This is a genomic window from Sorangium sp. So ce693, assembly GCF_051521375.1.
Taxonomy (GTDB): domain Bacteria; phylum Myxococcota_A; class Polyangia; order Polyangiales; family Polyangiaceae; genus Sorangium; species Sorangium atrum.
Genome location: NZ_CP150347.1, coordinates 7,531,918 through 7,555,402, shown reverse-complemented (window position 1 = coordinate 7,555,402; position 23,485 = coordinate 7,531,918). Strand labels below are relative to the sequence as shown.

The 23,485-nt window shown below is 70.6% G+C and carries 17 protein-coding genes; 10 read left to right on the top strand and 7 right to left on the bottom strand.

The window, feature by feature from the left end:
• Positions 1–104 precede the first annotated feature (104 nt).
• A complete protein-coding gene (locus WMF14_RS28110) occupies positions 105–1,412 on the top strand; it encodes a GRAS family protein (RefSeq protein WP_272093982.1) in 1,308 nt (435 codons plus the stop codon).
• A gap of 106 nt (positions 1,413–1,518) precedes the next feature.
• On the opposite strand, the gene WMF14_RS28105 is transcribed toward WMF14_RS28110, so the two are convergent.
• The 4 genes from WMF14_RS28105 to gltB all read right to left on the bottom strand — a co-directional run bounded on the left by WMF14_RS28105 (position 1,519) and on the right by gltB (position 9,134).
• Complete coding sequence (locus WMF14_RS28105; protein ID WP_437790927.1) at positions 1,519–1,929, bottom strand: hypothetical protein; 411 nt, start codon at positions 1,927–1,929, stop codon at positions 1,519–1,521.
• A 160-nt stretch (positions 1,930–2,089) separates the two neighbouring features.
• Positions 2,090–3,085 carry an MDR/zinc-dependent alcohol dehydrogenase-like family protein gene (locus WMF14_RS28100; protein WP_437790925.1) on the bottom strand — a complete coding sequence of 332 codons (996 nt, stop codon included), beginning with the start codon at positions 3,083–3,085 and terminating at the stop codon, positions 2,090–2,092.
• A 9-nt stretch (positions 3,086–3,094) separates the two neighbouring features.
• Positions 3,095–4,534 (bottom strand): glutamate synthase subunit beta, encoded by a 1,440-nt coding sequence (locus WMF14_RS28095; protein WP_437790923.1) that lies wholly within the window; start codon positions 4,532–4,534, stop codon positions 3,095–3,097.
• On the bottom strand, positions 4,527–9,134 hold the full coding sequence (gene gltB / locus WMF14_RS28090; RefSeq protein WP_272093978.1) for a glutamate synthase large subunit: 4,608 nt from the start codon (positions 9,132–9,134) through the stop codon (positions 4,527–4,529). Before gltB ends, WMF14_RS28095 begins: the two co-directional genes overlap by 8 nt.
• A gap of 230 nt (positions 9,135–9,364) precedes the next feature.
• Here gltB and WMF14_RS28085 point away from each other — a divergent pair, with 230 nt between their 5' ends.
• Positions 9,365–10,204 (top strand): metallophosphoesterase family protein, encoded by an 840-nt coding sequence (locus WMF14_RS28085; RefSeq protein WP_437790921.1) that lies wholly within the window; start codon positions 9,365–9,367, stop codon positions 10,202–10,204.
• Complete coding sequence (locus WMF14_RS28080; protein WP_272093976.1) at positions 10,205–10,945, top strand: 4'-phosphopantetheinyl transferase family protein; 741 nt, start codon at positions 10,205–10,207, stop codon at positions 10,943–10,945.
• A gap of 121 nt (positions 10,946–11,066) precedes the next feature.
• Here WMF14_RS28080 and WMF14_RS28075 read toward each other — a convergent pair whose 3' ends face one another.
• Positions 11,067–12,686 (bottom strand): metallophosphoesterase, encoded by a 1,620-nt coding sequence (locus WMF14_RS28075; protein ID WP_437790919.1) that lies wholly within the window; start codon positions 12,684–12,686, stop codon positions 11,067–11,069.
• 267 nt (positions 12,687–12,953) lie between these two features.
• Here WMF14_RS28075 and WMF14_RS28070 point away from each other — a divergent pair, with 267 nt between their 5' ends.
• From WMF14_RS28070 to WMF14_RS28050, 5 genes are all read left to right on the top strand, one after another.
• Positions 12,954–14,192, top strand: a complete 1,239-nt coding sequence (locus WMF14_RS28070) for a YncE family protein (RefSeq protein WP_437790917.1) — start codon at positions 12,954–12,956, stop codon at positions 14,190–14,192.
• Entirely contained in the window at positions 14,189–14,944 is a 756-nt protein-coding gene (locus WMF14_RS28065; protein WP_437790915.1) for a c-type cytochrome, read from the top strand. Before WMF14_RS28070 ends, WMF14_RS28065 begins: the two co-directional genes overlap by 4 nt.
• Positions 14,941–15,567 carry an endonuclease III domain-containing protein gene (locus WMF14_RS28060; RefSeq protein WP_272093972.1) on the top strand — a complete coding sequence of 209 codons (627 nt, stop codon included), beginning with the start codon at positions 14,941–14,943 and terminating at the stop codon, positions 15,565–15,567. The genes WMF14_RS28065 and WMF14_RS28060 overlap by 4 nt, the downstream gene beginning before the upstream one ends.
• Positions 15,568–15,792: 225 nt before the next feature.
• Positions 15,793–16,854, top strand: coding sequence for a 3-oxoacyl-ACP synthase III family protein (locus WMF14_RS28055; RefSeq protein WP_437790913.1), 1,062 nt, complete (start codon positions 15,793–15,795; stop codon positions 16,852–16,854).
• Between the two features lie 582 nt (positions 16,855–17,436).
• Complete coding sequence (locus tag WMF14_RS28050; protein WP_437790911.1) at positions 17,437–19,059, top strand: protein kinase domain-containing protein; 1,623 nt, start codon at positions 17,437–17,439, stop codon at positions 19,057–19,059.
• 74 nt (positions 19,060–19,133) lie between these two features.
• Here WMF14_RS28050 and WMF14_RS28045 read toward each other — a convergent pair whose 3' ends face one another.
• Positions 19,134–20,024 (bottom strand): BON domain-containing protein, encoded by an 891-nt coding sequence (locus tag WMF14_RS28045; protein WP_437790909.1) that lies wholly within the window; start codon positions 20,022–20,024, stop codon positions 19,134–19,136.
• Positions 20,025–20,232: 208 nt separating this feature from the next.
• On the opposite strand from WMF14_RS28045, the gene WMF14_RS28040 reads away from it, so the two are divergent.
• Together WMF14_RS28040 and WMF14_RS28035 are read left to right on the top strand one after the other, a co-directional pair.
• Positions 20,233–21,957, top strand: coding sequence for a MutS-related protein (locus tag WMF14_RS28040; RefSeq protein ID WP_437790907.1), 1,725 nt, complete (start codon positions 20,233–20,235; stop codon positions 21,955–21,957).
• A 49-nt stretch (positions 21,958–22,006) separates the two neighbouring features.
• Entirely contained in the window at positions 22,007–22,990 is a 984-nt protein-coding gene (locus WMF14_RS28035; protein WP_437790905.1) for an aldo/keto reductase, read from the top strand.
• Between the two features lie 19 nt (positions 22,991–23,009).
• Here WMF14_RS28035 and WMF14_RS28030 read toward each other — a convergent pair whose 3' ends face one another.
• Positions 23,010–23,369: a phage holin family protein gene (locus WMF14_RS28030; protein ID WP_272093966.1), complete on the bottom strand. Its 360-nt coding sequence runs from the start codon at positions 23,367–23,369 to the stop codon at positions 23,010–23,012.
• Positions 23,370–23,485 lie beyond the last annotated feature (116 nt).

Below are 23,485 nucleotides of genomic sequence, written 5' to 3'. Positions count from 1 at the left end.
GCTCCTGCGAGGTGGTCGACGTCATGCGTTCGCGCCTGAAATCGGCCGCCTGCGGAGAGCCCAGCCAGGACGGCGGGCTGCCTGGTTGAACAGCCCTGGACACCATGAACGCGATCCGTAGACACGTAGTATCGGCCGAAGAGGCGCCTCTTAGCCTACGAGCGCACATCGAGGGGCCCACCAGCTCGACCGCGTCCAGCCCAGGGCAGCAGCCGAGCTCGGGAACCCGCCAAACCCACTCGCGTCGCCGCCCGTTCCTGAGCCGCCTCCTCGCGGCGGGCGAGGCGATCGACGCGGGGGATGGCGAGCGCGCGAGGGCCCTCATCGAGGGCATCCTGCGGGCCGAACCCGATACGGGGGACGCGTCCGAGCGCATTTCTGGCGTATTTGGCAGGGCGCTGCTCGCCCGCCTGGACGGAGATCGCTCCGGCGATGGGAATCTGTACCTGCGCAGCGCCGGGCCGCGGGACATGCTCGCGGCGTTTCAGCTGCTCGTGCACGCGACGCCGCTCATCCGGTTCGGCTACCTCAGCGCGAACGCGGCCATCGTCGAGGCGTTCCAGGACGAGGGGGAGATCCATGTCATCGACATCGGCGTTGGCGGCGGTACGCAGTGGCCATTCCTGCTACACCGGCTGGCGACGCGGCCCGGCGGCCCGCCGCGGGTCCGGCTGACCGGTATCGATCTGCCGTGCCGGGGCCCCGATCCCGAGCAGCGGCTGCGCTGGGCGGGCGCCTTCATCGGGGGGTGGGCGGAGCGGCTGAAGGTCCCCTTCGAGTTCCACGGCGTCGCGTCCTCGGTGGAGCGCGTCGACTGGAGCCGTATCGCGTCCCGCTCCACGGCGCCCATTGCGGTCAATGCGGCGTTCGCATTGCACCATGTGCCGGATGCCTCGGTGCACGCCACCGCGAACCGCGACACCATCCTCACGAGGATCCGCGCGCTGTCGCCGCGCGTGCTGACGCTCGTCGAGCCGGATGTGGAGCACAACGCGCACCAGTTCCTCCCGCGGCTGTCGGAGGCGATCGGCCACTACTATGCGGTATTCCAGGCGCTCGAGGCGCTGCTCCCGCCGCACATCGCCGCTCGGGAGACCATCGAGCAGGTCTTCTTCGGGCAGGAGGTGATGAATGTGGTGGTGGGCGAGGGGGCCGCGCGCGTCGAGCGGCACGAGCGCCGGGGCGCCTGGCAGCGCCGCCTCCGCATGAACGGCTTCGAGCCGCTCCGCGTCTCGCCGCACGAGTCGCTCGTCCGCGGAGCGCTCCGCCTGAACCAGGGGTTCGACGTCCGGAGCGACGAGCCCGCGATCCTGCTCATGCGCAACGGCGTGTCCCTCGTCGCCGCGTCGGCGTGGCGTCCACGGCAGCTCCCGCCGCCATCGCGGTTCATGTCCGGGCTGTTCCGCCGCTAGGAGCGCCGAACAGCGCAGGTGAGCCCCTAACGCACGAATCTGCGCCGCTCGATCAACAACCGCTCCCCTGTCCGGATCCCATCCGGACGCGAGCGGCTCCTCGCTCTCAGCGCCTCAGGAGGACGAGCGCCACCCAGAGCACCAGCGCGCCGATCGCGAGGCCTGCGAGGGAAATCCACAGGGCGCGGCGCCTGTGCATTGCGATCTCCCAGAGGTCGCGCCGGTACCCCGCCGTGTGACCGCCCTCGGCCGCGGACCGGGGGTCGTGGAGCGGAAGAGGGCTCAGCCCTTCGCGCCTGACGAGCTCGAACAGCACCGAGCCGCGCGCCTGGGCCCGTGCGAGCTGCGCCAGCATCTCACGGCGACAATGAAGGCAAAACGTCGACGCATCCTCTTCGATGCCGACGAGGCCGAGCTCCCGTAGCTGTTGCTGCTCCCAGCTCTCCCTGGCTCGCCGGGCCTCATCGTGCGCGTCCTCTCGGCGGTCGTCGTGGTGTGGGCTGTCCTTCGCGGTCATCGCAGCTCCTGATCGGGGCCGCGACCTGCGGCTCCCTAGGAGGATCTATTCCGGCCAGCCGCGAGAAATTCTCACGCAATCCGCTCGGCGGACATGCCGCGATGGCCGCAGGCCACCCGGACGAGCCGCTGACAGCCAGCGAGCGGCGAGCTCGCCGAGCTCAGCAGGTGACGAGCACCTTGAGGGCGCCAGGCGCCGCCGCGGCCGCCAGCGCCTCCGCGGCGCGCTCCAGCGGGAGTCGCGCCGACACGAGGGGGCGGACGTCGACGGTCCGGGCCTCGAGGGCGCGCAGCGCTGGCCCGAACAGCCCGCAGCGCGACCCGACGACGGTGATCTCGTTGATGACGAGCTCCGCGAGGTGGACGCTGGAGAGCCCGGCCACCGTGCTCTTGAGCACGAGCGTGCCCCTGGGCCGGGTCGCGCGGACCGCCCTCACGAACCCCTCGGCGGTGCCGGTGGCCTCGACCACCAGCTCGGCCGGATCTCCGGCCCAGGCGCCCTGAGGCGGGGAGGCGCCGGCGCCGGCCTGGCCCGAGGGCTCCGGGCGAGCGAGCTGGGTCGCGATGCCCTGCGCGCGCAGCAGGGCGAGCTTCTCTTCGTGCTTGCCGACAGCGAGGACGCGGGCGCCAGCCTGGTGGAGCACCTGCGCAATGAGCAGGCCGAGCTTCCCGTCGCCGAACACGAGCGCCGACGTGCCCGGCGACACACGCACCTGCTCCAGGATCGCGAACGCCGCCGCGAGCGGCTCCGCGAAGACCGCCTCCTCGTCGTCGACCCCGTCGGCCACGGCGTGGAGGTTCGCCACGGGCACCGCGACGCGCTCCGCCAGCGCGCCGTCGGCGCCGACGATGCCCATGACGGTGCGCGTCGGGCAGTGCCTGCCCAGCCCGCGCGCGCAGAGCTCGCAGCGGCCGCACGCGAAGTTGATCTCGCCCACCACGCGGCGGCCGAGCCAGGCGGCCGGGCCCTCCACGACGTCGCCGACGAACTCGTGCCCCAGCGTGCCGCGGAAGCCCATGTAACCGTTGATGATTTCGAGATCCGTGTTGCAGATCCCGGCGCACCGCACCTCGACCACGGCCATGCCGGCCGTGGTCGAGGGGGGCTCGCGGTCGATGACGCGCGCGGCCGTTCCGTCCCAGACCAGCGCTCGCACGATCGCGCTCTAGCCCGCCGCGAGCGCCAGCCGGCGCTTCGCCGGCTGCATCAGGTAGGCGTCGACCGCGTCCGCGGCCTTGCGCCCCTCGGCGATGGCCCAGACGACGAGGCTCTGGCCGCGCGACATGTCGCCGGCGGCGAAGACGCCCTCCACGCTGGTGCGCCCGCCGTGGGCCTTCACGTTGCCGCGCTGGTCCATCTCGACGCCGAGCTGCTCGATCAGCCCCTCGCGCTCCGAGCCGACGAAGCCCATCGCGAGCAGGACGAGCTCGCACGGGATCTCGAACTCGCTGCCCGGGACCGGCACGAACTTCCCGCCTTCCAGCTTCACCCGCGTCGCCTGGAGCGCGCGGACGTGCCCGTGCTCGTCCCCGAGGAACGCGGTGGTCGACACCGACCAGTCGCGCTCGCCGCCCTCCTCGTGGGAGGACGAGGTGCGGAGGATGAGCGGCCACGCGGGCCACGGGTTCGTCAGCGAGCGCTGCTCGGGCGGGCGGGGGAGGAGCTCGAGCTGCGTCACGTGCGCCGCGCGGTGGCGGTGGCTCGTGCCGACGCAGTCGGAGCCGGTGTCGCCGCCGCCGATGACGACCACCCGCTTGTCCGTCGCGAAGATCGCCTCGCTGTCGGGGATCACGTCGCCGGCGACCCGCTTGTTCTGCTGGGTCAGGAAATCCATCGCGAAATGGACGCCCTTCAGGTCCCGGCCGGGCACCGGCAGGTCGCGCGGCCGGCGCGCCCCGCCGCACAGCACGACCGCGTCGTACTGCTCGCGCAGGGCGTCGCCGGTGATGTCGACGCCGACGTGGACGCCCGTGCGGAAGGTCACCCCCTCGGCCTGCATCTGCTCCATGCGCCGATCGATGAGGTGCTTCTCCATCTTGAAGTCGGGGATGCCGTACCGGAGCAGGCCGCCGATGCGATCGTCGCGCTCGAAGAGCGTCACGTCGTGGCCCTTGCGCGCCAGCTGCTGGGCAGCGGCGAGCCCGGCGGGCCCCGAGCCGACCACCGCGACCTTCTTGCCCGTGCGCTGCTTCGCGATGACCGGCGCCACCAGGTTCCGGTCGAACGCGCGATCCGCGATGGCGCGCTCGACGTTCTTGATGGTGACCGGCTTGCCCTCGATGTTCAGCACGCACCCCGCCTCGCAAGGGGCGGGGCACACGCGCCCGGTGAACTCGGGGAAGTTGTTCGTCGCGTCGAGCGACGCGATCGCCTCGGGGAGGCGCTCGCGGAACATGTGATCGTTCCAGTCGGGGATCAGGTTCCCGAGCGGACATCCGTCGTGACAGAACGGGATGCCGCAGTCCATGCACCGCGCTGCCTGATCGCGCAGCTCGGCGTCGGGGACCGGGAGCTCGAACTCCTGCCAGTCGTTCAAACGCTCGGAGACGGGCCGCTTCTTGATTTCGACCCGCTGGATCTCGAGGAAGCCTCGTACCTTACCCATGGGCGGCCGACCTCTCTCCCGTGCTCAGGGGACCCGCGTTGGCGGGGATGTAACGTCCAGTGGAAACATAGGGGGTGGAAGGAGAAAGGAGAGACACGAGCCTGTCCGACCCGTCCGCTCCGTTCGTCGCGGGCGACGCCGCGGCCTCCAGGGCGCGGCGGTACTCGCTCGGGACGACCTTCACGAACTTCGACAGGACGGCCTGCCAGGAATCGAGCAGCTCGATCGCCTTCCGGCTGCCCGTGCGCCGCACGTGCTCCTCGAGCAGCGCCCGCACCGACTCGGCGTCGGCCGCGGTCATCGTCTCGAGCTGCACCATCTCCTTGTTGCAGCGCGCCTCGAAGAGCGCGTCCTCGTCGAAGACGTAGGCGAGCCCGCCGCTCATGCCGGCCCCGAAGTTGCGGCCGGTGGTGCCGAGGATGATCACGGTGCCGCCCGTCATGTACTCGCAGCCGTGGTCGCCCACGCCCTCGACGACGGTGGTGGCCCCGCTGTTCCTGACCGCGAAGCGCTCGCCGGCGCGGCCGTTGAAGAACGCGCGGCCGTTCGTCGCGCCGTACAGCACGACGTTGCCCACGATGACCTGGTCGTCCGGCCGGAACGGCGCCTCGCGCGGCGGTCGCACCGCGACGACGCCGCCCGAGAGGCCCTTGCCGACGTAGTCGTTCGCGTCGCCTTCGAGCTCGAGCGTCATGCCCCGGGAGGCGAAGGCGCCGAAGCTTTGGCCGGCGCTGCCGGCGCACTTGACCACGATGCTGTCCTCGGGGAGCCCGACGCTGCCGTGGCGGCGCGCGATCTCGCCGCTCAGCATCGCGCCGAGCGTCCGATCCGAGTTCTTCACGCGGGTCTCGATGACGACGGGCGGCCCGCCGTCGATCGTCGCGCGCGCCTTCTCGATCAGCTTGAGGTCGAGCACCCGGTCGAGCTTGTGGTCCTGCAGCTCCACGCAGTGGGTCGGGCTCGTGAGCGCCTCCTTCGGGCGGTACAGCACCTCGGAGCAGTCGATCTTCCTCGCCTTCGGGTGGAGCCCGGCGCTCCGCTGCACGATGCAGTCGGAGCGCCCGACCATCTCGGTCAGCGTGCGGAAGCCCAGGCGCGCCATGATCTGCCGGAGCTCCTCGGCCACGTAGAAGAAGAAGTTGATGACGTGCTCCGGCGCGCCCGTGAACTTCTTGCGGAGCTCGGGGTCCTGCGTGGCGATGCCGACCGGGCAGGTGTTGAGGTGGCACTTGCGCATCATGATGCAGCCGGTCGCCACGAGCGGCGCCGTCGAGAAGCCGAACTCCTCGGCGCCGAGCAGCGCGGCGAACGCGACGTCGCGGCCCGTCATCAGCTTGCCGTCGGTCTGCACGATGGCGCGGCCGCGGAGCCCGTTCATCACGAGCACCTGGTGCGCCTCGGCGAGGCCGAGCTCCCACGCGACGCCCGCGTGGTGGATCGACGTGAGCGGGGAGGCGCCGGTGCCGCCCGAGTCGCCGCTGATCAGCACCACGTCGGCGTGCGCCTTCACGACGCCCGCGGCGATGGTGCCGACGCCCGCCTCGGCGACGAGCTTCACGCTGATGCGCGCCTTCGAGTTGATGTTCTTCAGGTCGAAGATGAGCTGCGCAAGGTCCTCGATCGAGTAGATGTCGTGGTGCGGCGGCGGCGAGATCAGCGTCACGCCGGGCGTCGAGTGGCGCACCTTCGCGATCACCGCGTCGACCTTGTGGCCCGGGAGCTGGCCGCCCTCGCCGGGCTTGGCCCCCTGCGCCATCTTGATCTGCAGCTCGTCGGCGTTCACGAGGTACTCGGCCGTGACGCCGAACCGCGCCGACGCGACCTGCTTCACAGCGCTCCGCTTCGAGTCGCCGTTCGGCAGCCGCAGGAAGCGCACCGGGTCCTCACCGCCCTCGCCGGTGTTCGACCTCGCGCCGATGCGGTTCATCGCGATCGCGAGGGTCTCGTGCGCCTCCTTCGAGATGCTCCCGAAGGACATGGCGCCCGTGGCGAAGCGCTTCACGATCGAGGCGGCGGGCTCGACCTCCTCGATCGGCACCGGCGGGCCCGCGGGCCTGAAGTCCCACAGGCCGCGGAGCGACATCGGGTGCTCCTGCTGCTCGTTGATGACGGAGGCGTACTCGGCGTAGCTCTTCGCGTCGTCGAGGCGGACCGCCCGCTGGAGCGAGGCGATCGACTGCGGCGTCCAGAGGTGCCGCTCGCCGGACACGCGGAAGTGGTGGTGGCCGCCGACGTCGAGGTGCGCGCGCGACCGCTCGCCGTACGCCGCGTGGTGGCGCGCGAGCGCCTCCTCCGCGATCTCGCGCAGCCCGACGCCGCGGACGCGCGACGCCGTGCCGGTGAAGTACGCGTCGATGACGAGCTGATCGATGCCGATCGCCTCGAAGATCTGCGCGCCCTGGTAGCTGGAGAGCGCGCTGATCCCCATCTTCGACATGATCTTCAGGATGCCCTTCTTGAGCCCCTTCACGTACCGCGAGCCCGCCGCGGTCGGCGAGAGATCGGCGCCGAGGGTCTTGTCGCGGCACATCGCCGCGATCGACTCGAACGCGAGGTACGGGTTCACCGCGCCGGCGCCGTAGCCGATGAGCAGCGCCATGTGGCCGACCTCGCGCGCCTCGCCGGTCTCGACGATGATGCCCGCGCGCGTGCGCGCCCCCTCGTTGATGAGGTGGTGGTGCACGGCGCCCACCGCGAGCAGGCTCGGGATGGGGGCGAGCGTCTCGTCGATGCCGCGGTCGCTGAGGATGAGGATGCTCGCGCCGTCGGCGATCGCGCGGCTCGCGTCCTTGCAGAGCTTCGCGAGCGCGGCGCGCAGGTTGTCCTCCGGGTCGCCGTCGACCGGGAAGTACATGGGGAGCGTGGCCGCGCGGAAGTCGGGGAAGACGTTCTTCCGCAGCTTCGACAGGTCGTCCTGCGTGAGGATCGGGTGCGGCAGCTCGAGCATCCGGCACTGGCGGGGCGTCTCCTCGAGGAGGTTGCCCTCGCCGCCGACGCAGCTCACGAGCGACATCACGATCTCCTCGCGGAGCGGGTCGATCGGCGGGTTCGTGACCTGCGCGAACAGCTGCTTGAAGTAGCGGAAGAGCAGCTGGGGCTTCTCGGAGAGGACGGCGAGCGGGATGTCGATGCCCATCGAGCCCACCGGCTCCTCGCCGAGGGTGGCCATCGGCCCGAGGATCATCCGCAGGTCCTCCTCGGTGTAGCCGAACGCCTGCTGCAGGCCCCGGAGGTCCGCGTGCGGGATGGTGTAGAGGCTCGGCACGTCCTCGAGGGCGCGCAGATCGATCTTGTTCTCGGCGACCCACGCCGCGTACGGCTTCTGCGTCGCGACGCGGCGCTTGATCTCGTCGTCGCTGACGACGCGGCCCTCGGTCGTGTCGACGAGGAACATCTTGCCCGGCTGGAGGCGCCCCTTCTGGATGACGCGCGCCGGCTCGATGTCGAGCACGCCGAACTCGCTCGCGAGCACGACGAGCCCGTCGCTCGTCACGACGTACTTCGCGGGGCGCAGCCCGTTCCGGTCGAGCGTCGCGCCGATCAGCCGTCCGTCCGTGAAGCACAGCGCCGCGGGGCCGTCCCACGGCTCGATCAGACAGCCGTGGTACTCGTAGAACGCCTTCTTCTCGGCCGACATGTCCGGGTCGAGCGCCCAGGCCTCGGGCACGAGCATCATCATCACGTGGGGCAGCGAGCGGCCGCTCGCGAGCAGGAAGTCGACCACGTTGTCGAGCGCCGACGAGTCGGAGCCGCCCGGGCGGATGATCGGCTTGAAGTCCTCGATCGCGTTCGCGAAGACATCGCTCTTCAGCAGCGCCTCGCGCGCCGACATCCACGCGGTGTTGCCGCGCACGGTGTTGATCTCGCCGTTGTGCGCGATGACCCGGTACGGGTGCGCGCGCTCCCACGTGGGGAAGGTGTTCGTGGAGAAGCGCGAGTGCACCATCGCGAGCCGCGACACGGTGCGCTTGTCGGACAGATCGGGGTAGAACGCCGCGACCTGCTCCGCGAGCATCAGGCCCTTGTAGACGACCGTCCGCGACGAGCAGGACGTGATGTAGAAGTCGTCGGCGTTGGCGGCGCGGCCGGCGCGCTTGCGGATCGCATAGAGGACCTGCTCGAAGGACTGGCGAGGCGCGACCCTGCCGATGAAGAGCTGGCGGATCGCGGGGCGCGAGTCGCGCGCGATCGGGCCGAGCGCCGCGTCGTCGATGGGGACGTCGCGCCAGCCGAGGACGCGCTGTCCGTGGTGCACGACCGCGGCCTCGAGGATCGCCTCGCACTGGCGGCGCCGCGACGGGAGCTGGGAGAAGAACGCCGTCGCGACGGCGTAGTCGCCGGGAGCAGGCAGCGCGATGCCAAGCGCGGCCAGGGACGTGGCGTACAGCTCGTGCGGGATCTGGAGGAGGACGCCCGCGCCATCGCCGGTGCAGGGGTCGCAGCCAGCGGCGCCGCGGTGGGTTAGATTTTCGAGGATCTCGAGCGCTTGGCAAACGACCTCGTGCGTCGCTTCACGGCGGAGCGTGGCGACGAATCCGAGACCGCATGCGTCGTGTTCGAAAGCCGGATCGTAAAGACCTTGTCGTTGGGGCAGAGGCATGGTGCTGACTTCACACGCGCGTAGCACATGTGGCACAAGGATTGGAGCCCTAGTTTAATGCGGCGCGCCAGGAGCCGCGGAACCGGGCGCAAAATGGGGGGAGAAGTGTCGCCTTGGCCGGGCGCCGCTCCGCCCGGCGGCGGCGCTCGGCAGTGGACGCCCGTCGTCGGCCGTGGTGTGGGTGGTTGCGGCCGGCGTGCCGGCCCGGCCTCCGGCGGCGCGGTATTCGGATGAAGCTCTTCGCACTCAGCGATCTCCACGTCGGGTATGCGGAGAACCGGTTGGCCATCGAGCGCATCACGCCGCGGCCGAGCGACTGGCTCATCCTCGCCGGTGATCTCGGGGAGACGGAGCAGCACCTCATCTACGTCCTCGAGACCCTGGGCCCGCGGTTCAAGCGGCTCGTGTGGACGCCGGGCAACCACGAGCTCTATACGATGCCGAGTGAGCGCGGCGGTCCGCGCGGCCAGGCACGGTACGAGCGGCTGGTCGAGCTGTGTCGGAGCCGCGGCGTGCTCACGCCGGAAGACCCCTACGTGCTCTGGGACGGCGAGGGCGGACCTCACGTGCTGGCGCCGATGTTCCTGCTCTACGACTACAGCTTCCGGCCGGACGGCGTTCCCGAGCGCGACGCGGTGGCGTGGGCCATGGAGAGCGGCGTCCTCTGCAGCGATGAGGAGCTGCTCGACCCGGCCCCCTACGCGAGCCGGCCCGAGTGGTGCCGGGCCCGCCTCGCCGCGACGGAGGCCCGCCTCGCCGCGATCGGGGGGCGCCCCACGGTGCTCATCAACCACTTCCCGCTGCGCGAAGAGCTCGTGCGGTTGCGGCTCATCCCGCGCTTCTCGATCTGGTGCGGGACGCGCCGCACCCACGACTGGCACACGCGGTTCCGCGCGCGGGTGGTCGTGTCAGGGCACCTCCACATCCCCCGCACCGACTGGATCGACGGTGTTCGTTTCGAGGAGGTGTCGTTCGGCTACCCGCGCCAGCGGCCCGCCGACCGCAGCGCCGACAGCTGCCTGCGGGAGATCCTCCCGGGCCCTGCAGGGGCGGCTCCGCCGAGGATGTAGATGCTCACGATCGGTCCCGGCGCCGCGCACCTCTGGTACGTCTTCTGCGACGCAGCTCGCGACGAGGCGTTGCTCGCGGCGTACCACCGGCTGATGGCGCCTGACGAGGCGGCGCAGCAGGCGCGCTTCCTGTTCGCCGAGAACCGGCACGAGTACCTGCTCACCCGCGCCCTCGTGCGCACGGTCCTCTCGAAGTACGCGAACGTCGCGCCCGAGGCGTGGTCGTTCGTCCGGAACGAATTTGGCCGCCCGCAGATCGCCGGACCTCCGGGGGTGCCGCCGATCCGGTTCAACCTGTCGAACACGCGGGGGCTGATCGCCTGCCTGGTCGCGCTGGATCGCGACGTGGGCGTCGACGTCGAGGACACCGAGCGCGCGAGCAGCGCGGTGGACATCGCCGACCGCTTCTTCTCGCCAGGCGAGGTGAGCGCGCTGCGCGCGCTGCCGCAGGAGAGGCAACGCGCGCGCTTCTTCGAGTACTGGACGCTCAAGGAGTCGTACATCAAGGCGCGCGGGATGGGGCTCGCGATCCCGCTCGATCAGTTCTCGTTCCACCTGGACGACGGGCCGGCGATCGGCATCTCGTTCGATCCGCGGCTCGGCGATGATCGCTCGGCCTGGCAGTTCGCGCTCTACCAGCCCTCGGCGCGGCACACGATGGCCGCCGCGATCCGCAGCGGGGGCGGACCCCCGCTGTCGATCGAGCTGAGGGAGACGGTGCCGCTGCGCGACGGCGGATGAGCGGCGGCTGAGGTCGCCGGCGCGAGGCCGCCGCGCGGCGGCGCCGTCGCGCATCCCTCCCCGGCGGGCCTCCGGCTGGCTGGGCCGGCGCGCCCGCGGCCCCGGCGCGCGGCGCGCGAGGTCAGTCAGGCCGCGCGATCCAGAGCTCGACGTTGCGCCACGAGGGCTCTCCGCGGCCGTCGTCGCCGAAGCCGGAGGTGACGTCCACGATGGCCCGGCGGCGCCCTTCGGCGGCGATCGGATCGTCGTCGACGGCGTAGTCGAGGGCGGCGCCCCGGATGGCGACGAAGCCGTCGTCCTCGTCCCAGATCTCGATGACGCGGACCTGATGGGGGTAGTCGGCGAGCGCGGAGGTCTCGAGCTCCCAGTACGCGTGCCCGCCGGCTGGAGAGACCCGGGTCACCCGGTGCACGTGGGTGTGTCCGGCGAGGTGGAGCAGGACGTTGTCGTAGCCGCCGACGAGCGACTGCCACGCCTCGACGTCGATCGCGCCGGGCACGGCGGGGGTGCCCGTCGCGGCGAAGGAGCCGTCCCCGAGCGAGCGCGAGGCGTGGTGGGACGTGAGGATGACCCACCTGCGCTCGCGCTTCGCGCGGTCGAGCGCGGGCCGGATGAACCGATCGACGTCGTCTTGGAGGATCACGCCGTTCGGCCCGCCCGTCTCGGCGGCCGTATCGAGCACGATGACGCGAAGGGGGGTGTCCTGGATGTCGAACTCGTAGAACGCTTTCCCGTAAGCGCGCTCGTCGGGCCCGATCCCGTGCCCGTCGCCGGTCGCCGCGACCCGATCGAGCAGATCGGGGCGGCTCAGGAGCGCTCTCCTCGGGTCGGGGACGACGTTGCCCGTGATCACCGGAGCGCCGGGGAGAGACCAGTCGCGCGTCCCGCCGTCCGACCAGCTCCCCGTCGCGAGCTCGGCGCGCGTGTGCACCGGGAAGTTCCCCTGGTGCAGGACATCGTGGTTGCCGGTCACCCACCGCCAGGGCATGAGCAGCCCCTCGGCGAAGAACGGATCCTTGGGATCGTTGTCGGGGCCTGGCACGGGGTCGTCGTCAGCGCCCGAGTCGCACTCGACGCGCTCGGCGCCGTCGAGGATGGCCGAGAACCACGCGATCTCGTTCGTCTGCGCGCTGTCGGCGTTGTCGCCGCCGAGCAGGACGAAGTCGATCGGCGTGCTCCGATGGAGCGCGTTGATCGTGCGGACGGCGGCGTTGAGGATCCGGCACTCGTGCCCTTCCTGCGGGCGGAACGCCGACGCGAACACGCCGGGCGAGTCGAAGAGCGCCAGCCGGGCGGGCGACTCGTCGTCTGCGAGCTGGGTGTCGGCGAGGTGGACGAACCTCGTCAGGAGCCTCGACCGCTTGCCGCGCGGCGGTGGAGGGGTGTCGTCGAGCGTCGCGGGGGCGAGCGGCTGCCCCGGCCCGCTCTCGAGCTCGCCGTAGCCCTCCGCGAGCATCTGCTCGATCGCCGCCGGGACAGCGGGGTTCCTGTCCGGTGGATCGGCCACCGCGGCGCGCGGCGCCCAGGTGCGCGCGGTCGTCAGCGGCGGCGCGCCGCGGAGCGCTGGCAGCGGTACCGGCGCAGGGAGCGGCGCCGGAGCGATGGATTCCTCTCCCGCGCACGCCGCGAGCGCAAGAGACGCAAGAAAGAAGCGCGCCGCGGGGCGACCTCGGCGCGCTCGCGCGATCCGCCGCCGACCGGGCTCCAGTGTTGTGACGCCCACCGCTCGTGTCTGGCTCATCGCTTCCTTACATGACAACACGACAGCGCCTGATCAAGAAATGTTCACCCACGCGGTAGCGTTGCCGTTGAGGGCCGGTGCCGACCGAGGAAGAGAGGGTTCGGAACGAGCGTAGTACTTCCCACGTCGCTCAGCGTGGCGCCGCGGAGCGTCACGTCGAGGCGCACGAGCGAGCCGAGCCATGGTAGGGCGGAGCCGCGGCCGGCGCGCCGGCGGCTGCTAGGATGCGGCGCGTCCGAGCCGGAGGCGCTCGTCTCGAGGTCATCTATGGTCATTTCGCGATTCCTGGGTTGCGCGCTCGCGGCGGCGATGCTGGTGAGCTGCAGCGATCCCGAGCCCATCATCGAATACCGCTACAGCGCCTACGAGGGCGACGCCTATCCGGACCGACTCCCTGAGATCACGATTCCGGAGGGCGGAATGGGCGTGGTGAGCGATAGCCTCTCCGATACGATCTCTCTTATCTCGCTGGCGACCGGGGAGCGGTTCGGCGTCCACCCCGTGGGCCGCGATCCCGTGACGATCGACGGGCCTCACCACGTGGCCGTGGACGCCGAGGGCGGCGCGCTCTACGTCGCGCTGTCGTACCCTGACGTCGCCGGCGCGATCGGCCCCCACGCGGTGCACGGCGGGAGCGCGGTGGCGGGCTACGTCCAGAAGCTCGCGCTCGACGATCTGCGCATCCTCGGGCAGGTGCGCGTCGAGGCCAACCCGGGCGACATCGTGATCTCGGACGACGGCCGGCGCGTGGTCGTCTCTCATTTCGATCTGAAACGCGTGCTCGACAACCCCGGCGACGTCGAGGCGGCGCGCTCGTCCCTCGCGGTGATCGATCCCGAGAAGGTCGGGCTCTCGGGATCGTCCGATCCGGTGTTCATTCCGGTCTGCATGGCCGCCCACGGAGTCGCCCTCTCGCGCCCGGACGGCGCCCGCGCCTACGTCGCTTGCTATGGCGAGGACGTGCTCGCGATCGTCGATCTGTCCGATCCTTCCGCCGAGGTGAAGCGCGTGCCCGTGGGGTCTACCTCCAACCCCTCGCCCCATGCCAGCAACTACGGACCCTACGCGGCCGTCATGTCGCCCGACGGGAAGACCATCGCCGTGAGCAGCACGGAGAGCAGGGACGTGCGCTTCTTCGATGTCGCGTCGGAGACGTTCGACGATTCCCGGAAGATCCTCACGATCGGCGCGCCCTACTTCGCCGCGTGGACCCCCGACGGGAGCGCCATCTACGTGCCGACCCAGGTGCCCGACACCATCGTTCGGATCGGCGTCACCCCGGACGACAACGAGGTCGTCACCCGGAACATCGCCGAGGAATGCATGCGGCCGCACCTTGCGCAGCTCGACGAGGAGCACGGGCTCTTCCTCGTCTGCGAGGGCGATCGGAGCACGACGCCCGGCAAGGTGCTCCGGCTGGACCCCGAGACGCTGGAGACGCTCAGCGACACGGAGGTGGGCCTCTATCCCGACGGGCTCGTGCGCGTCGCGCCGGAGGCGCCGTGAGGGCGCCCCTTGGCCTTGCCGCCGCGCTCGCGTGCGCGGCGCTCCTCTGCGGCTGTCCGGGCGATCCCGAGACGAAGGTCGTCGACGCGACGGCCGTCGACCACGGCGCGGCGCTCTTCCGGGACCCATCGATCGCGGAGACGCGCTTCAATCACTATGCCTGCTCGACGTGCCATGAAGCTGCCGCCGGGGACGCGGGCGACGCCATGCTCCCGGGCGCCCCGCTGGCCGGCGCCGTCGAGCGCCCGCATTACTGGGGCGGGCAGGAGGTCGAGCTCCTCGGCGCGATCAACCATTGCCTGTATTACTTCATGACGAAAGATCTGCCCTGGACCGCGGACGATGACGCCGCGCAGGCCATCTATGCGTACCTGGAGTCGCTGCCCAGCGATGGAGGCGCAGCCGAGGCCGTCCCCTTCACGCCGGTCTACGAGCTGAGCCAGATCCCGGCCGGCGACGCGGCAGCCGGCGAACGCATCCACGAGCGCGCCTGTGCCTCGTGTCACGGGCGCGCCCATTCGGGGGAAGGCCGGCTCGTGCCGCGGGCGCCGGCGCTGCCCGAGCAGACGCTCAAGGAGCACCCGCTCGGCGAGTACACGGAGGCCGACCGGCGGCTGGTCTTCATCGAGAAGGTCCGGCACGGCGGGTTCGTCGGCTACGGCGGGCAGATGCCGCCTTTCTCCCGCGAGGTCCTCTCCGATGAGGAGCTCGGCGATCTGCTCTCGTTCTACGGGCTGCCCTGGCCCCCGTGAAGCGCGCCGAGAAAGCCGCGAGGATCGTTGAGATCCTCGACCGATTGTACCCGACCCCGCCCATTCCGCTGGCCCACGACGATCCATATTCGCTGCTCGTCGCGGTGATGCTCAGCGCCCAGACGACGGACAAGATGGTCAACGCGGTGATGCCGGCGCTCCTCGCGCGCGCCCGGACGCCCGCGGCCATGGCGGCGGTGCCCACCGAGGAGATCGCCCAGCTCATCCGGAGGATCGGGTTCGCGCCCACCAAGGCGCGGCGTCTGAAGGAGCTGAGCGAGCGGATCGCGACCGAGCACGGCGGCGTCGTCCCCGCCTCGTTCGAGGCCCTGGAGGCCCTGCCGGGGGTCGGTCACAAGACGGCCTCGGTGGTCATGGCGCAGGCCTTCGGCCACCCCGCCTTCCCGGTCGATACCCACATTCACCGGCTCGCGTTCCGCTGGGGGCTGTCGTCCGGAAGGAACGTCGTCGAGACCGAGAGCGACCTGAAGCGCACGTTCCCACCCGAGCAGTGGAACAAGCTGCACCTGCAGCTCATCTACTTCGGCCGCGAGCACTGCCCGGCGCTGCGCCACGACATGACCGGCTGCCCCATCTGCAGCTGGGCCGCACGCCGACGATGATCGCGGCCCCGCGGCCGCCGGCGACGGGGTGCGGGCACAACGCCTCCGCACAGCGCGGCAGGCTATCGAGGCGGCCGACCTACGTCAAGCACGGTGCAACGTCCCGGCGATCTCATGAGGACGAGCGTCCGCCCGCGTGCTGCGGCGCGAGGCGGCCGGGCGCGGTCGTGTGCGGGGGTGCGGTTCCGGGTCGCCGCCCGCGTGCGGTTCGAGTAAGGCACCTCTGTGACAAAGATTGGATTTGAGATCATCGGGACGGGCCACTACGTGCCCGGAGAACCTGTCACCAACGACGACCTCGCGCGGGTGATCACGACCTCCGACGAGTGGATCTACCAGCGCTCCGGTATCCGCCAGCGGCATTACGCGCCGGATGGCGTGGGGGTGAGCGATCTCGCGTGCGAAGCGGCGAAGCGCGCGATCGAGTCGGCGCGCATCGCGCCGTCGGAGATCGATTACATCCTCTTTGCCACGATGACGCCGGACTATATTTTCCCTGGCTCCGGGGCGCTGCTCGGCGCGAAGCTGGGCATTCCGGGCGTCCCCGCGCTCGACATCCGGCAGCAGTGTGCCGCGATGCTGTTCGGCCTCCAGACGATCGACGGGCTGATCCAGACCGGGGCCGCCAAGACCATCCTGTTCGTGGGCGCAGAGGCGCACGCCGGCTTCATGCCCTGGGAGGACTGGGGGGCGCTCGACCCGAAGAATGGCCGCTCCGCGACGCCGGAGGCGCGGGCGCACGCGGACCGCCACCGGAACCTCGCCGTCCTGTTCGGGGACGGGTCGGGCGCGCTCGTCCTCCGCGCGACCGATCGCGACGCGGGCCTGCGCGGCAACAAGATCTGCTCCGATGGACGCTTCGCCGAGCTCCTCTTCGTGCCGGGCGGCGGCTTCCGCTCGCGCCCGTACTGGAAGCCGACGTCGTTCGACGAGGACCTGCATATCCCCCGCATGGATGGCCGCGAGCTCTTCAAGTTCGCGGTGACCAAGCTCCCGGCGACCGCGCGGGAGCTCTGCGCCTCTCAGGGCCTCGCGATCGAGCAGATCGACGTGTTCCTGGCGCACCAGGCGAACGGGCGGATCAACGAGCACATCCGCAAGGACCTCGGCGTGCCCGTCGAGAAGCTCCCGAGCAACATCGATCGATTCGGCAACACGAGCGGCGCCACCGTGCCCATCCTCGTCGACGAGGAGATGCGCGCCGGAAGGCTGAAGAAAGGGCAACTGGCCATGGTGCTCGCGCTCGGGACCGGCGTCCACTGGGGCTGCGCGCTCTGGAAGCTCTGAGCAGCTGAGCGGCGGCGCCTCGCTCGCAGGCCGTCATCGTCCTCATCGTCGTCGAGCCGCAGCGGTAGCGCGTGGCGTATTGCGTCCGGCGCGGACGCTGCAGAAATTTCGTGCGATCGTGTCGCGACGGATTGCACGTGGCGTATCGCTTGTTACGTTTGTATCAACGCCCGCAGCGGACCCCGTGTTTCCAATGCGATCGACCTGGCGCGGGCGCCACCGGGAAGGGAGCCACCCCAGGGCTCGACTGCACGGCCCCTCCCCGGCCAGCGGCGAATTGCGCACGCAGCACGTAAAGCGCAGCGGGTAGCGCGCAGCAGCTAAAGCGCAGCGCGTGACCTACGTGCGCTACGTGCGGGGGTGTGGTGCGCGTGGGTGTGCGTGAGTGCGTAAGTGCTTGAGCGCGTGTGTTTGAATGTCGTTTTCTGCCGCTCTCGCTCCTACGGTTGTGGGCCATTCACTTCATTGGAGCATGTTTTCACTTGATGGCGAGGACGCAAACTCTTCGCATTGACTCGGACGCGCAATTGTTGAATTTTGCACACTGAGGTGAGTGTGATCGGAGAACACGGAGCGTCGATCTTGAGAGACACGCCGACCCAGCTTGGGCTCGGCCGGTATCGTCCCATCGCGAAGCTCGGCCGCGGCGGGATGGCAGACGTCTTCCTCGCGATGGCTCACGGGCCCGCTTCGGTGAACAAGCTGGTCGTCGTCAAGCGTCTCCGCAGCTCCGGGGACGAGGAGGATCGCCAGGTCCTCATGTTCATGGACGAGGCCAAGCTCTCGGCCCGCATGAACCACCCGAATGTCGTCCAGACCTACGAGGTTGGCAGCGACCGGGACGGCTACTTCATTGTGATGGAGTACCTGGAGGGCCAGACGCTGAAGCGCATCATGAAGGCGGCTGTCGAGCGGGAGTCCGGTACGGGTGGGCTCGTCCGCGGCACGTGGATCCGGATCGTCGCCGAGGTGCTGCGCGGGCTCCATTACGCGCATGAGCTCTGCGATTTCGATGGTCGTCCTCTCGGCATCGTGCATCGCGACGTCTCGCCGCACAACATCTTCGTTACCTACGACGGCGCGGTGAAGCTCGTGGATTTCGGCGTGGCCAAGGCCGTCGTCAACGCCTCCAGCACCGAGAGCGGGACCTTCAAGGGCAAGCTGACGTATATGGCGCCCGAGCAGGTCACGGCGGGCAAGACGGTGGACCGCCGCGCGGACATCTTCGCGGTCGGCGTCGTGCTCTGGGAGCTCCTCGCCGGGCGGCGGCTGTTCGAGGGCGATCAGATCACCGTGATGCACCAGCTCCTGCTGGGGAAGATCCCGCGGCTCTCCACCATCGTGCCGGGGATCCCCATCGCGCTCGATCAGATCGCCGCAAAGGCCCTCGAGCGCGAGCCATCGAAGCGCTTCGCGACGGCGCAGGAGATGTGCGATGTGCTCGAGAACTACCTTCAGTGGTCGGGCGAGGACGTCCGCAGCGAGTTCCTCGGCGCCTGCATGCGGGGGATCTTCGCCGAGAGCCGGGCCTCCATACGCCAGCAGATCAAGGCGCAGATCGAGCGGGTGGCCAGCGCGTCGCTGCTGGGCGACGCCTCCAGCCAGGTGACGATGAGCGGCATCGGCCTCGCGATGGCCCCCTCGAGCTCCGGCTCGGGCAGCAGGCTCCCCTATGTCGGTGAGTCCAGCCGGTCGGGCGTCGAGCGCATGTCAAGCGTCGAGCGGCCGTCGGGCGTCGAGCGGCCCAGGACGCCCGTGAGTGATTCGGTGAGCCTGCGAGCGACCACGTCGGGCCCCGTGTCGGCCTCGAAGCGCGGTTACTTCATCGGCGCGTCCGCCCTGACCGCGCTGGTCGCGCTGGTCGGCGGCGCGGTTCACGTCGCGAACAAGGGCGCGCCCGCCCTCGACGCTCCTGCGGCCGCGGTCGCCTCGCACGGCGCCGAGGCCGAGGAGGCCGTCGAGAAGAAGATCGAGGAGGGCCCCAAGGCGAGCGTGGTGATCTCGAGCGATCCGCCCGACGCGATCGTGAGCTGGAAGGGAAAAACGCTCGGCAAGACGCCGCTCAAGACCGAGCTGCCCGTGGGCACGCAGGTCGTGGTCGTGTCGAGGTCCGACTGCTTCGATGAGACGCTCATGCTGGCGCTCTCACCCGCGGAGGCCGTGGAGCGCTCCGTCAAGCTGCGCCCCAAGGACTTCGCGCATTGATGATCCGGGGGGCATCCGGCGTCTGCGACCGGAGGCACCCTGAGACCGCGGCTAGGTTGACGACCTCACGGGGGTCATGAGCCGTGATGGAGGTAGGCGATCACCTTGGTGACGCCGTCGGCGTCCATGGCCTCCTTCACCGCCTCGGTCGCCTCCTTCACGCTGGCGACGTTGCCTTGCAGCGTGACCACGCCGTCGCGCACCGTGACGTGCAGCTTCTTCACCGCGTCGTGTTTGCTGTCCGCGAGCTTGCCGCCGACCGCGTTGCGGAGCGTCTCGTCGGACGGGCGCGCGCCGGTTTGCTTCGCCTCCTTCGTGGCGATGACCGAGCCGTCGCGGCCGAAGGTGACCTGATAGTCGTTGTCCTTCGCCGCCTTCGTCCACTCGTCACGCTCCATCGCGGCGGCATTCGCGTCCTGCTTCTTGGCTCCCTCAGCCTGGCCTTGTTGTGGCGACTGCGGTGCGGCCTTGTCCTTGGGAGCGGCGGGCGGCGCCGACTGCGGGCGCGCGCCCTGGTTGTCCTTGAGCGCACCGGTCTGCGCGCCGACCCTGTTCATCTGGTCGTTGATGTCGCGGCCCGCCTGGTGCCCTCGCTCGGCGAGCTGGTTTGCCTTTTCGCCCACGCGCTCGGCCTTCTCGCGCGTCTCCTGGCCGAGCTGCTGACCCTCCCGGGCGAGCTGCTCTGCCTTGTCACCCGCGCGCCCGGCCTGCTCTTTCGCCTCCTTGCCGAGCTCCTTGCCCTCCTGGGCGAGCTGCTCCGCCTTTTCGCCCACGCGCCCCGCCTGCTCGCGCAGGTCTTTGCTGGGCGCCTGGTTCGGGCCCGGAGGCGGTTCGCCTCTCCTGGCCGTCTGGTTCGCGGGCTCGCGGACCGCTCCTTCAGCTCTCTCGCTCTCGCTCCTGCAGGCCGTGCCGGCGAGCGCGAGCGCGAGGACGGTTGGGCCGGAGAACCCGCGTATTCTGCTCATCGTGCAGCGATAGCTCATGGTGCATCTCCAGGTGCACACCGAGGCAGACGTCGTGCCAGGGACTCGGTCGTTCCCGGCCGCCCGGGAACAACGGCGCGCCGCGCGTGTCGACGGGGGCATGCCGAGACCCTCCCTGGCCACCGCGCGGCGGCGGCACCGGACACCGGACGAGCGCTCCGGCCCCACGCATCGTAGTAGGCTCGAGGTCGTGAGCGCGGCGCCGCCGGAACCCGCCCTGCCTGACGCCCCGCCCGGACAGCGCTCCGCGCCCGATCTCCTCTCGCACCGGCCGGCGCTCCGGGTCGACGCGCGGGCGGTCAAGGAGTCGCTGGCGTTCGCGTTCGCGGGCGGCGCGCCCGCGGGGGCGTTCGAGCGGCACGTCGAGTCGGCGTCGCTGCCCGCGTCGACGTGGGATCCAGCCCGCTTCGCGCAGCACGTCTTCCTGCGCGAGCTCATCGTGGGCTGCCTCCATTTCACGAGCGATGGCCGCTCGTACATCCCGAGCCCGGCGCTGCTGGGCCGCGCCCTCTCCCAGCCGCCGAGCGATCGCGACACGGTCGAGCTCCGGCGCGCGATCTTCCGCGAGCTCACCGGGTCGGAGGCGCAGCGCCGCGATCTCGAGCGCGCCTACGCGGCGCTGCGCCGCTGGGTGGCCCAGCTCGAGACGATCCCCATCTCTCGCGGCGAAGGCAGCCGGCGCCGGCTGGACATCCTCGCCGCCGCCAAGGACGCGTTCGACGCGCTCGCGGGTGGGTTCGCGGGCGCTCGCTCGGGCCTGTCGCGGCTCTCGGCGTTCGGCGCGGCCGTGCGCGAGACCGAGGCGTACCGCCGCCTCGCGGATCTGCTCGCGTACGATGAGGAGATCGCGACGCTGGATGTCCGGATCCGCGTCGGCTCCGACGGCCATGTCCGCGACCTGCGCGCCCTGTCGATCCGCGAGAACAGCGAGAACCGCTTCTACCAGTCGCCGCTCGGGCGCTTCGTCACGAAGCTCGTGATGCTGTGGAGGGGGTACCGGTTCAGCGACGACGAGCTGCTCACCCGCCACGTCAACAGCGTCTTCGACGGCATCGAGGACGATCTCGTCGCGCTCGTCCAGCTGATCGGAGATCTCGAGTTCTACCTCGCCGGCCTCGCGCTGCGCGACCGCGCCCGCGCGGCCGGGCTCGCCGTCTGCCTGCCCGAGCTCGCCTCGCCGGGCTTCTCCGATGGCGCGCACGGCGCGCACGGCGCGCGCGGCGAGGGCCCAGGGCGCGAGCTCAAGGGGCTGTTCAACCCGCTCCTCTTGGCGAGCTCGGCGAGCACGGTCCCGTGCGACATCGCGACGGATCACCACGACGCGACCGTCATCGTGACCGGGCCGAACTCGGGGGGGAAGACCCGGCTGCTCGAGGCGCTCTCGCTGGCCCAGATGATGGGGCAGGCGGGCTTCTTCGTGCCCGCCGCGGAGGCGCGCCTCTCGCCGTGCCACGGGCTCTTCGTGTCGCTGATCGAGCAGGCGCAGGCCGATCAGAGCGAGGGCCGCCTCGGGATGGAGCTGCTCCGCATCAGGTCGCTGTTCGAGGCGATGCAGGTCGGCGACATGGTGGTGCTCGACGAGCTCTGCTCCGGCACGAACCCGTCGGAAGGCGAGGAGATCTTCCAGCTCGTGATCTCGCTCCTCTCGGAGCTCCGCCCTCAGGCCTTCATCACGACGCACTTCCTCGAGCTCGCGGCGCGGCTCGAGCGGGAGCGGCCGGTCGATCGGCTGGTGTTCCTGCAGGTCGAGCTCGACGCGCAGCAGTGGCCGACGTACCAGTTCGTCGATGGGGTCGCCCGGACCTCGCTCGCGCACCGGACGGCGGCGCGGCTCGGGGTCACGCGCGAGGAGCTCGTCGCCCTCGTCGAGCGCAGCAAGCGCGCGCACCGCCGCCGCGGGGTCGAGCCCGCCTGAGCGCGGTCACGCTCGCGGTGGCGGGGGAAATCTGGTTGTATGCGCCGCCATGGAGTATCGACCTCTTGGCAGGACGGGTTTCCGCGTCTCCTCGGTGAGCTTCGGGGCCTGGGCGATCGGGGGTACCTGGGGCGACGTCGACGACAAGGAGTCGCTCGCGGCGTTGCACCGGGCCGCCGATCGCGGCGTGAATTTCTTCGACACAGCGGACGTGTACGGGGACGGCCGGAGCGAGCGGCTGCTCGCGCGCCTCAGGCGCGAGCGGCGCGAGGAGATCGTCGTCGCGACGAAGGCGGGCCGGCGGCTGAGCCCGCACACGGCGGCGAGCTACGACGAGAGGAACTTCACGGCCTTCATCGATCGCAGCCTGAAGAACCTCGAGACGGACGCGCTCGACCTCGTCCAGCTGCACTGCCCGCCGACGGACGTCTACTATCGACCCGAGGTGTTTGACGTCCTCGATCGGCTCGTGAAGGCGGGCAAGATCCGGTTTTACGGCGTCAGCGTCGAGCGGGTGGAAGAGGCGCTCAAGGCCATCGAGTACCCCGGCGTGCAGTCGGTGCAGATCATCTACAACGTCCTCCGGCAGCGCCCGGCCGAGCTCTTCTTCCCCGAGGCGAAGCGCCGGCAGGTCGGGATCCTGGCGCGACTGCCGCTCTCCTCGGGGCTGCTCACCGGCAAGATGAGCGCAGCGACCCGGTTCGCGGCCGACGATCACCGCAATTTCAACCGCGAGGGCGCCGCGTTCGACAAGGGCGAGACGTTCTCGGGCGTCGACTACAACCTGGGCCTCGAGGTCGTCGAGGAGCTCCGCCCGCTCGTGCCCGCCGGCGTGAGCATGGGCGCGTGGACGATGCGCTGGATCCTGATGCAGGACGCGGTGACGTGCGTGATCCCCGGCGCGAAGCGGCCCGATCAGGTGGATGAGAACGCGGGCGCGGCGGACCTGCCGCCGGTGCCGCAGGAGACCATGGCGAAGATCCGCGAGATCTACGACCGGCGGCTCCGGCCTCGGGTTCACCAGCTCTGGTAGACGCCGCCCGGGCGAACGCTCACAGGAGGCGCGGCAACAGCCATCCAGCGAACGAGATGAGGGCCGCCGTGCCGAAGAGCGGCCCCAGCCCCCGGATCTCGAAATCGTCGATCAGCTTGTCGGTGGCGTAGAGCAGCACCGAGTTCACGACCAGGCCGAAGAGGAGATACGCGAGGCCCAGCGTGAGGATGGCGGCGGGCAGGAGCGCCACCGCGACCAGGAACTTCACGAGCCAGCCGAGCAGGAGGTTGAGGAGCGTGAACACGGCGGCGACGACGAGCGCCGTCTGGGTCGTGCGGATCCGCACGCCGGGCAGGATCTTCGTTCCGACGAGGACCGCGAGGCCCGCGGCGAGTGCCTGGATGATGAGCGCCTTCATGACCACCTCCCTGGGCCGGCACCGCTCCGGGCGGGCCGGCGTTCGCACCTTCCTCGTGACCCAGGCAGGTGCCGGGCGCAACCTCGTCCGGCGTGTCGCGGGCGGAGCCGGCGCGC

What these genes read in the sequence shown, in the direction of transcription:
- WMF14_RS28035 (WP_437790905.1), top strand. Translation starts at nt 22,007, where the DNA reads ATGGAGTATCGACCTCTTGGCAGGACGGGTTTCCGCGTCTCCTCGGTG.
- WMF14_RS28110 (WP_272093982.1), top strand. Translation starts at nt 105, where the DNA reads ATGAACGCGATCCGTAGACACGTAGTATCGGCCGAAGAGGCGCCTCTT.
- WMF14_RS28085 (WP_437790921.1), top strand. Translation starts at nt 9,365, where the DNA reads ATGAAGCTCTTCGCACTCAGCGATCTCCACGTCGGGTATGCGGAGAAC.
- WMF14_RS28030 (WP_272093966.1), bottom strand. Translation starts at nt 23,369, where the DNA reads ATGAAGGCGCTCATCATCCAGGCACTCGCCGCGGGCCTCGCGGTCCTC.
- WMF14_RS28075 (WP_437790919.1), bottom strand. Translation starts at nt 12,686, where the DNA reads ATGAGCCAGACACGAGCGGTGGGCGTCACAACACTGGAGCCCGGTCGG.
- WMF14_RS28105 (WP_437790927.1), bottom strand. Translation starts at nt 1,929, where the DNA reads ATGACCGCGAAGGACAGCCCACACCACGACGACCGCCGAGAGGACGCG.
- gltB (WP_272093978.1), bottom strand. Translation starts at nt 9,134, where the DNA reads ATGCCTCTGCCCCAACGACAAGGTCTTTACGATCCGGCTTTCGAACAC.
- WMF14_RS28080 (WP_272093976.1), top strand. Translation starts at nt 10,205, where the DNA reads ATGCTCACGATCGGTCCCGGCGCCGCGCACCTCTGGTACGTCTTCTGC.
- WMF14_RS28070 (WP_437790917.1), top strand. Translation starts at nt 12,954, where the DNA reads ATGGTCATTTCGCGATTCCTGGGTTGCGCGCTCGCGGCGGCGATGCTG.
- WMF14_RS28095 (WP_437790923.1), bottom strand. Translation starts at nt 4,534, where the DNA reads ATGGGTAAGGTACGAGGCTTCCTCGAGATCCAGCGGGTCGAAATCAAG.
- WMF14_RS28045 (WP_437790909.1), bottom strand. Translation starts at nt 20,024, where the DNA reads ATGAGCAGAATACGCGGGTTCTCCGGCCCAACCGTCCTCGCGCTCGCG.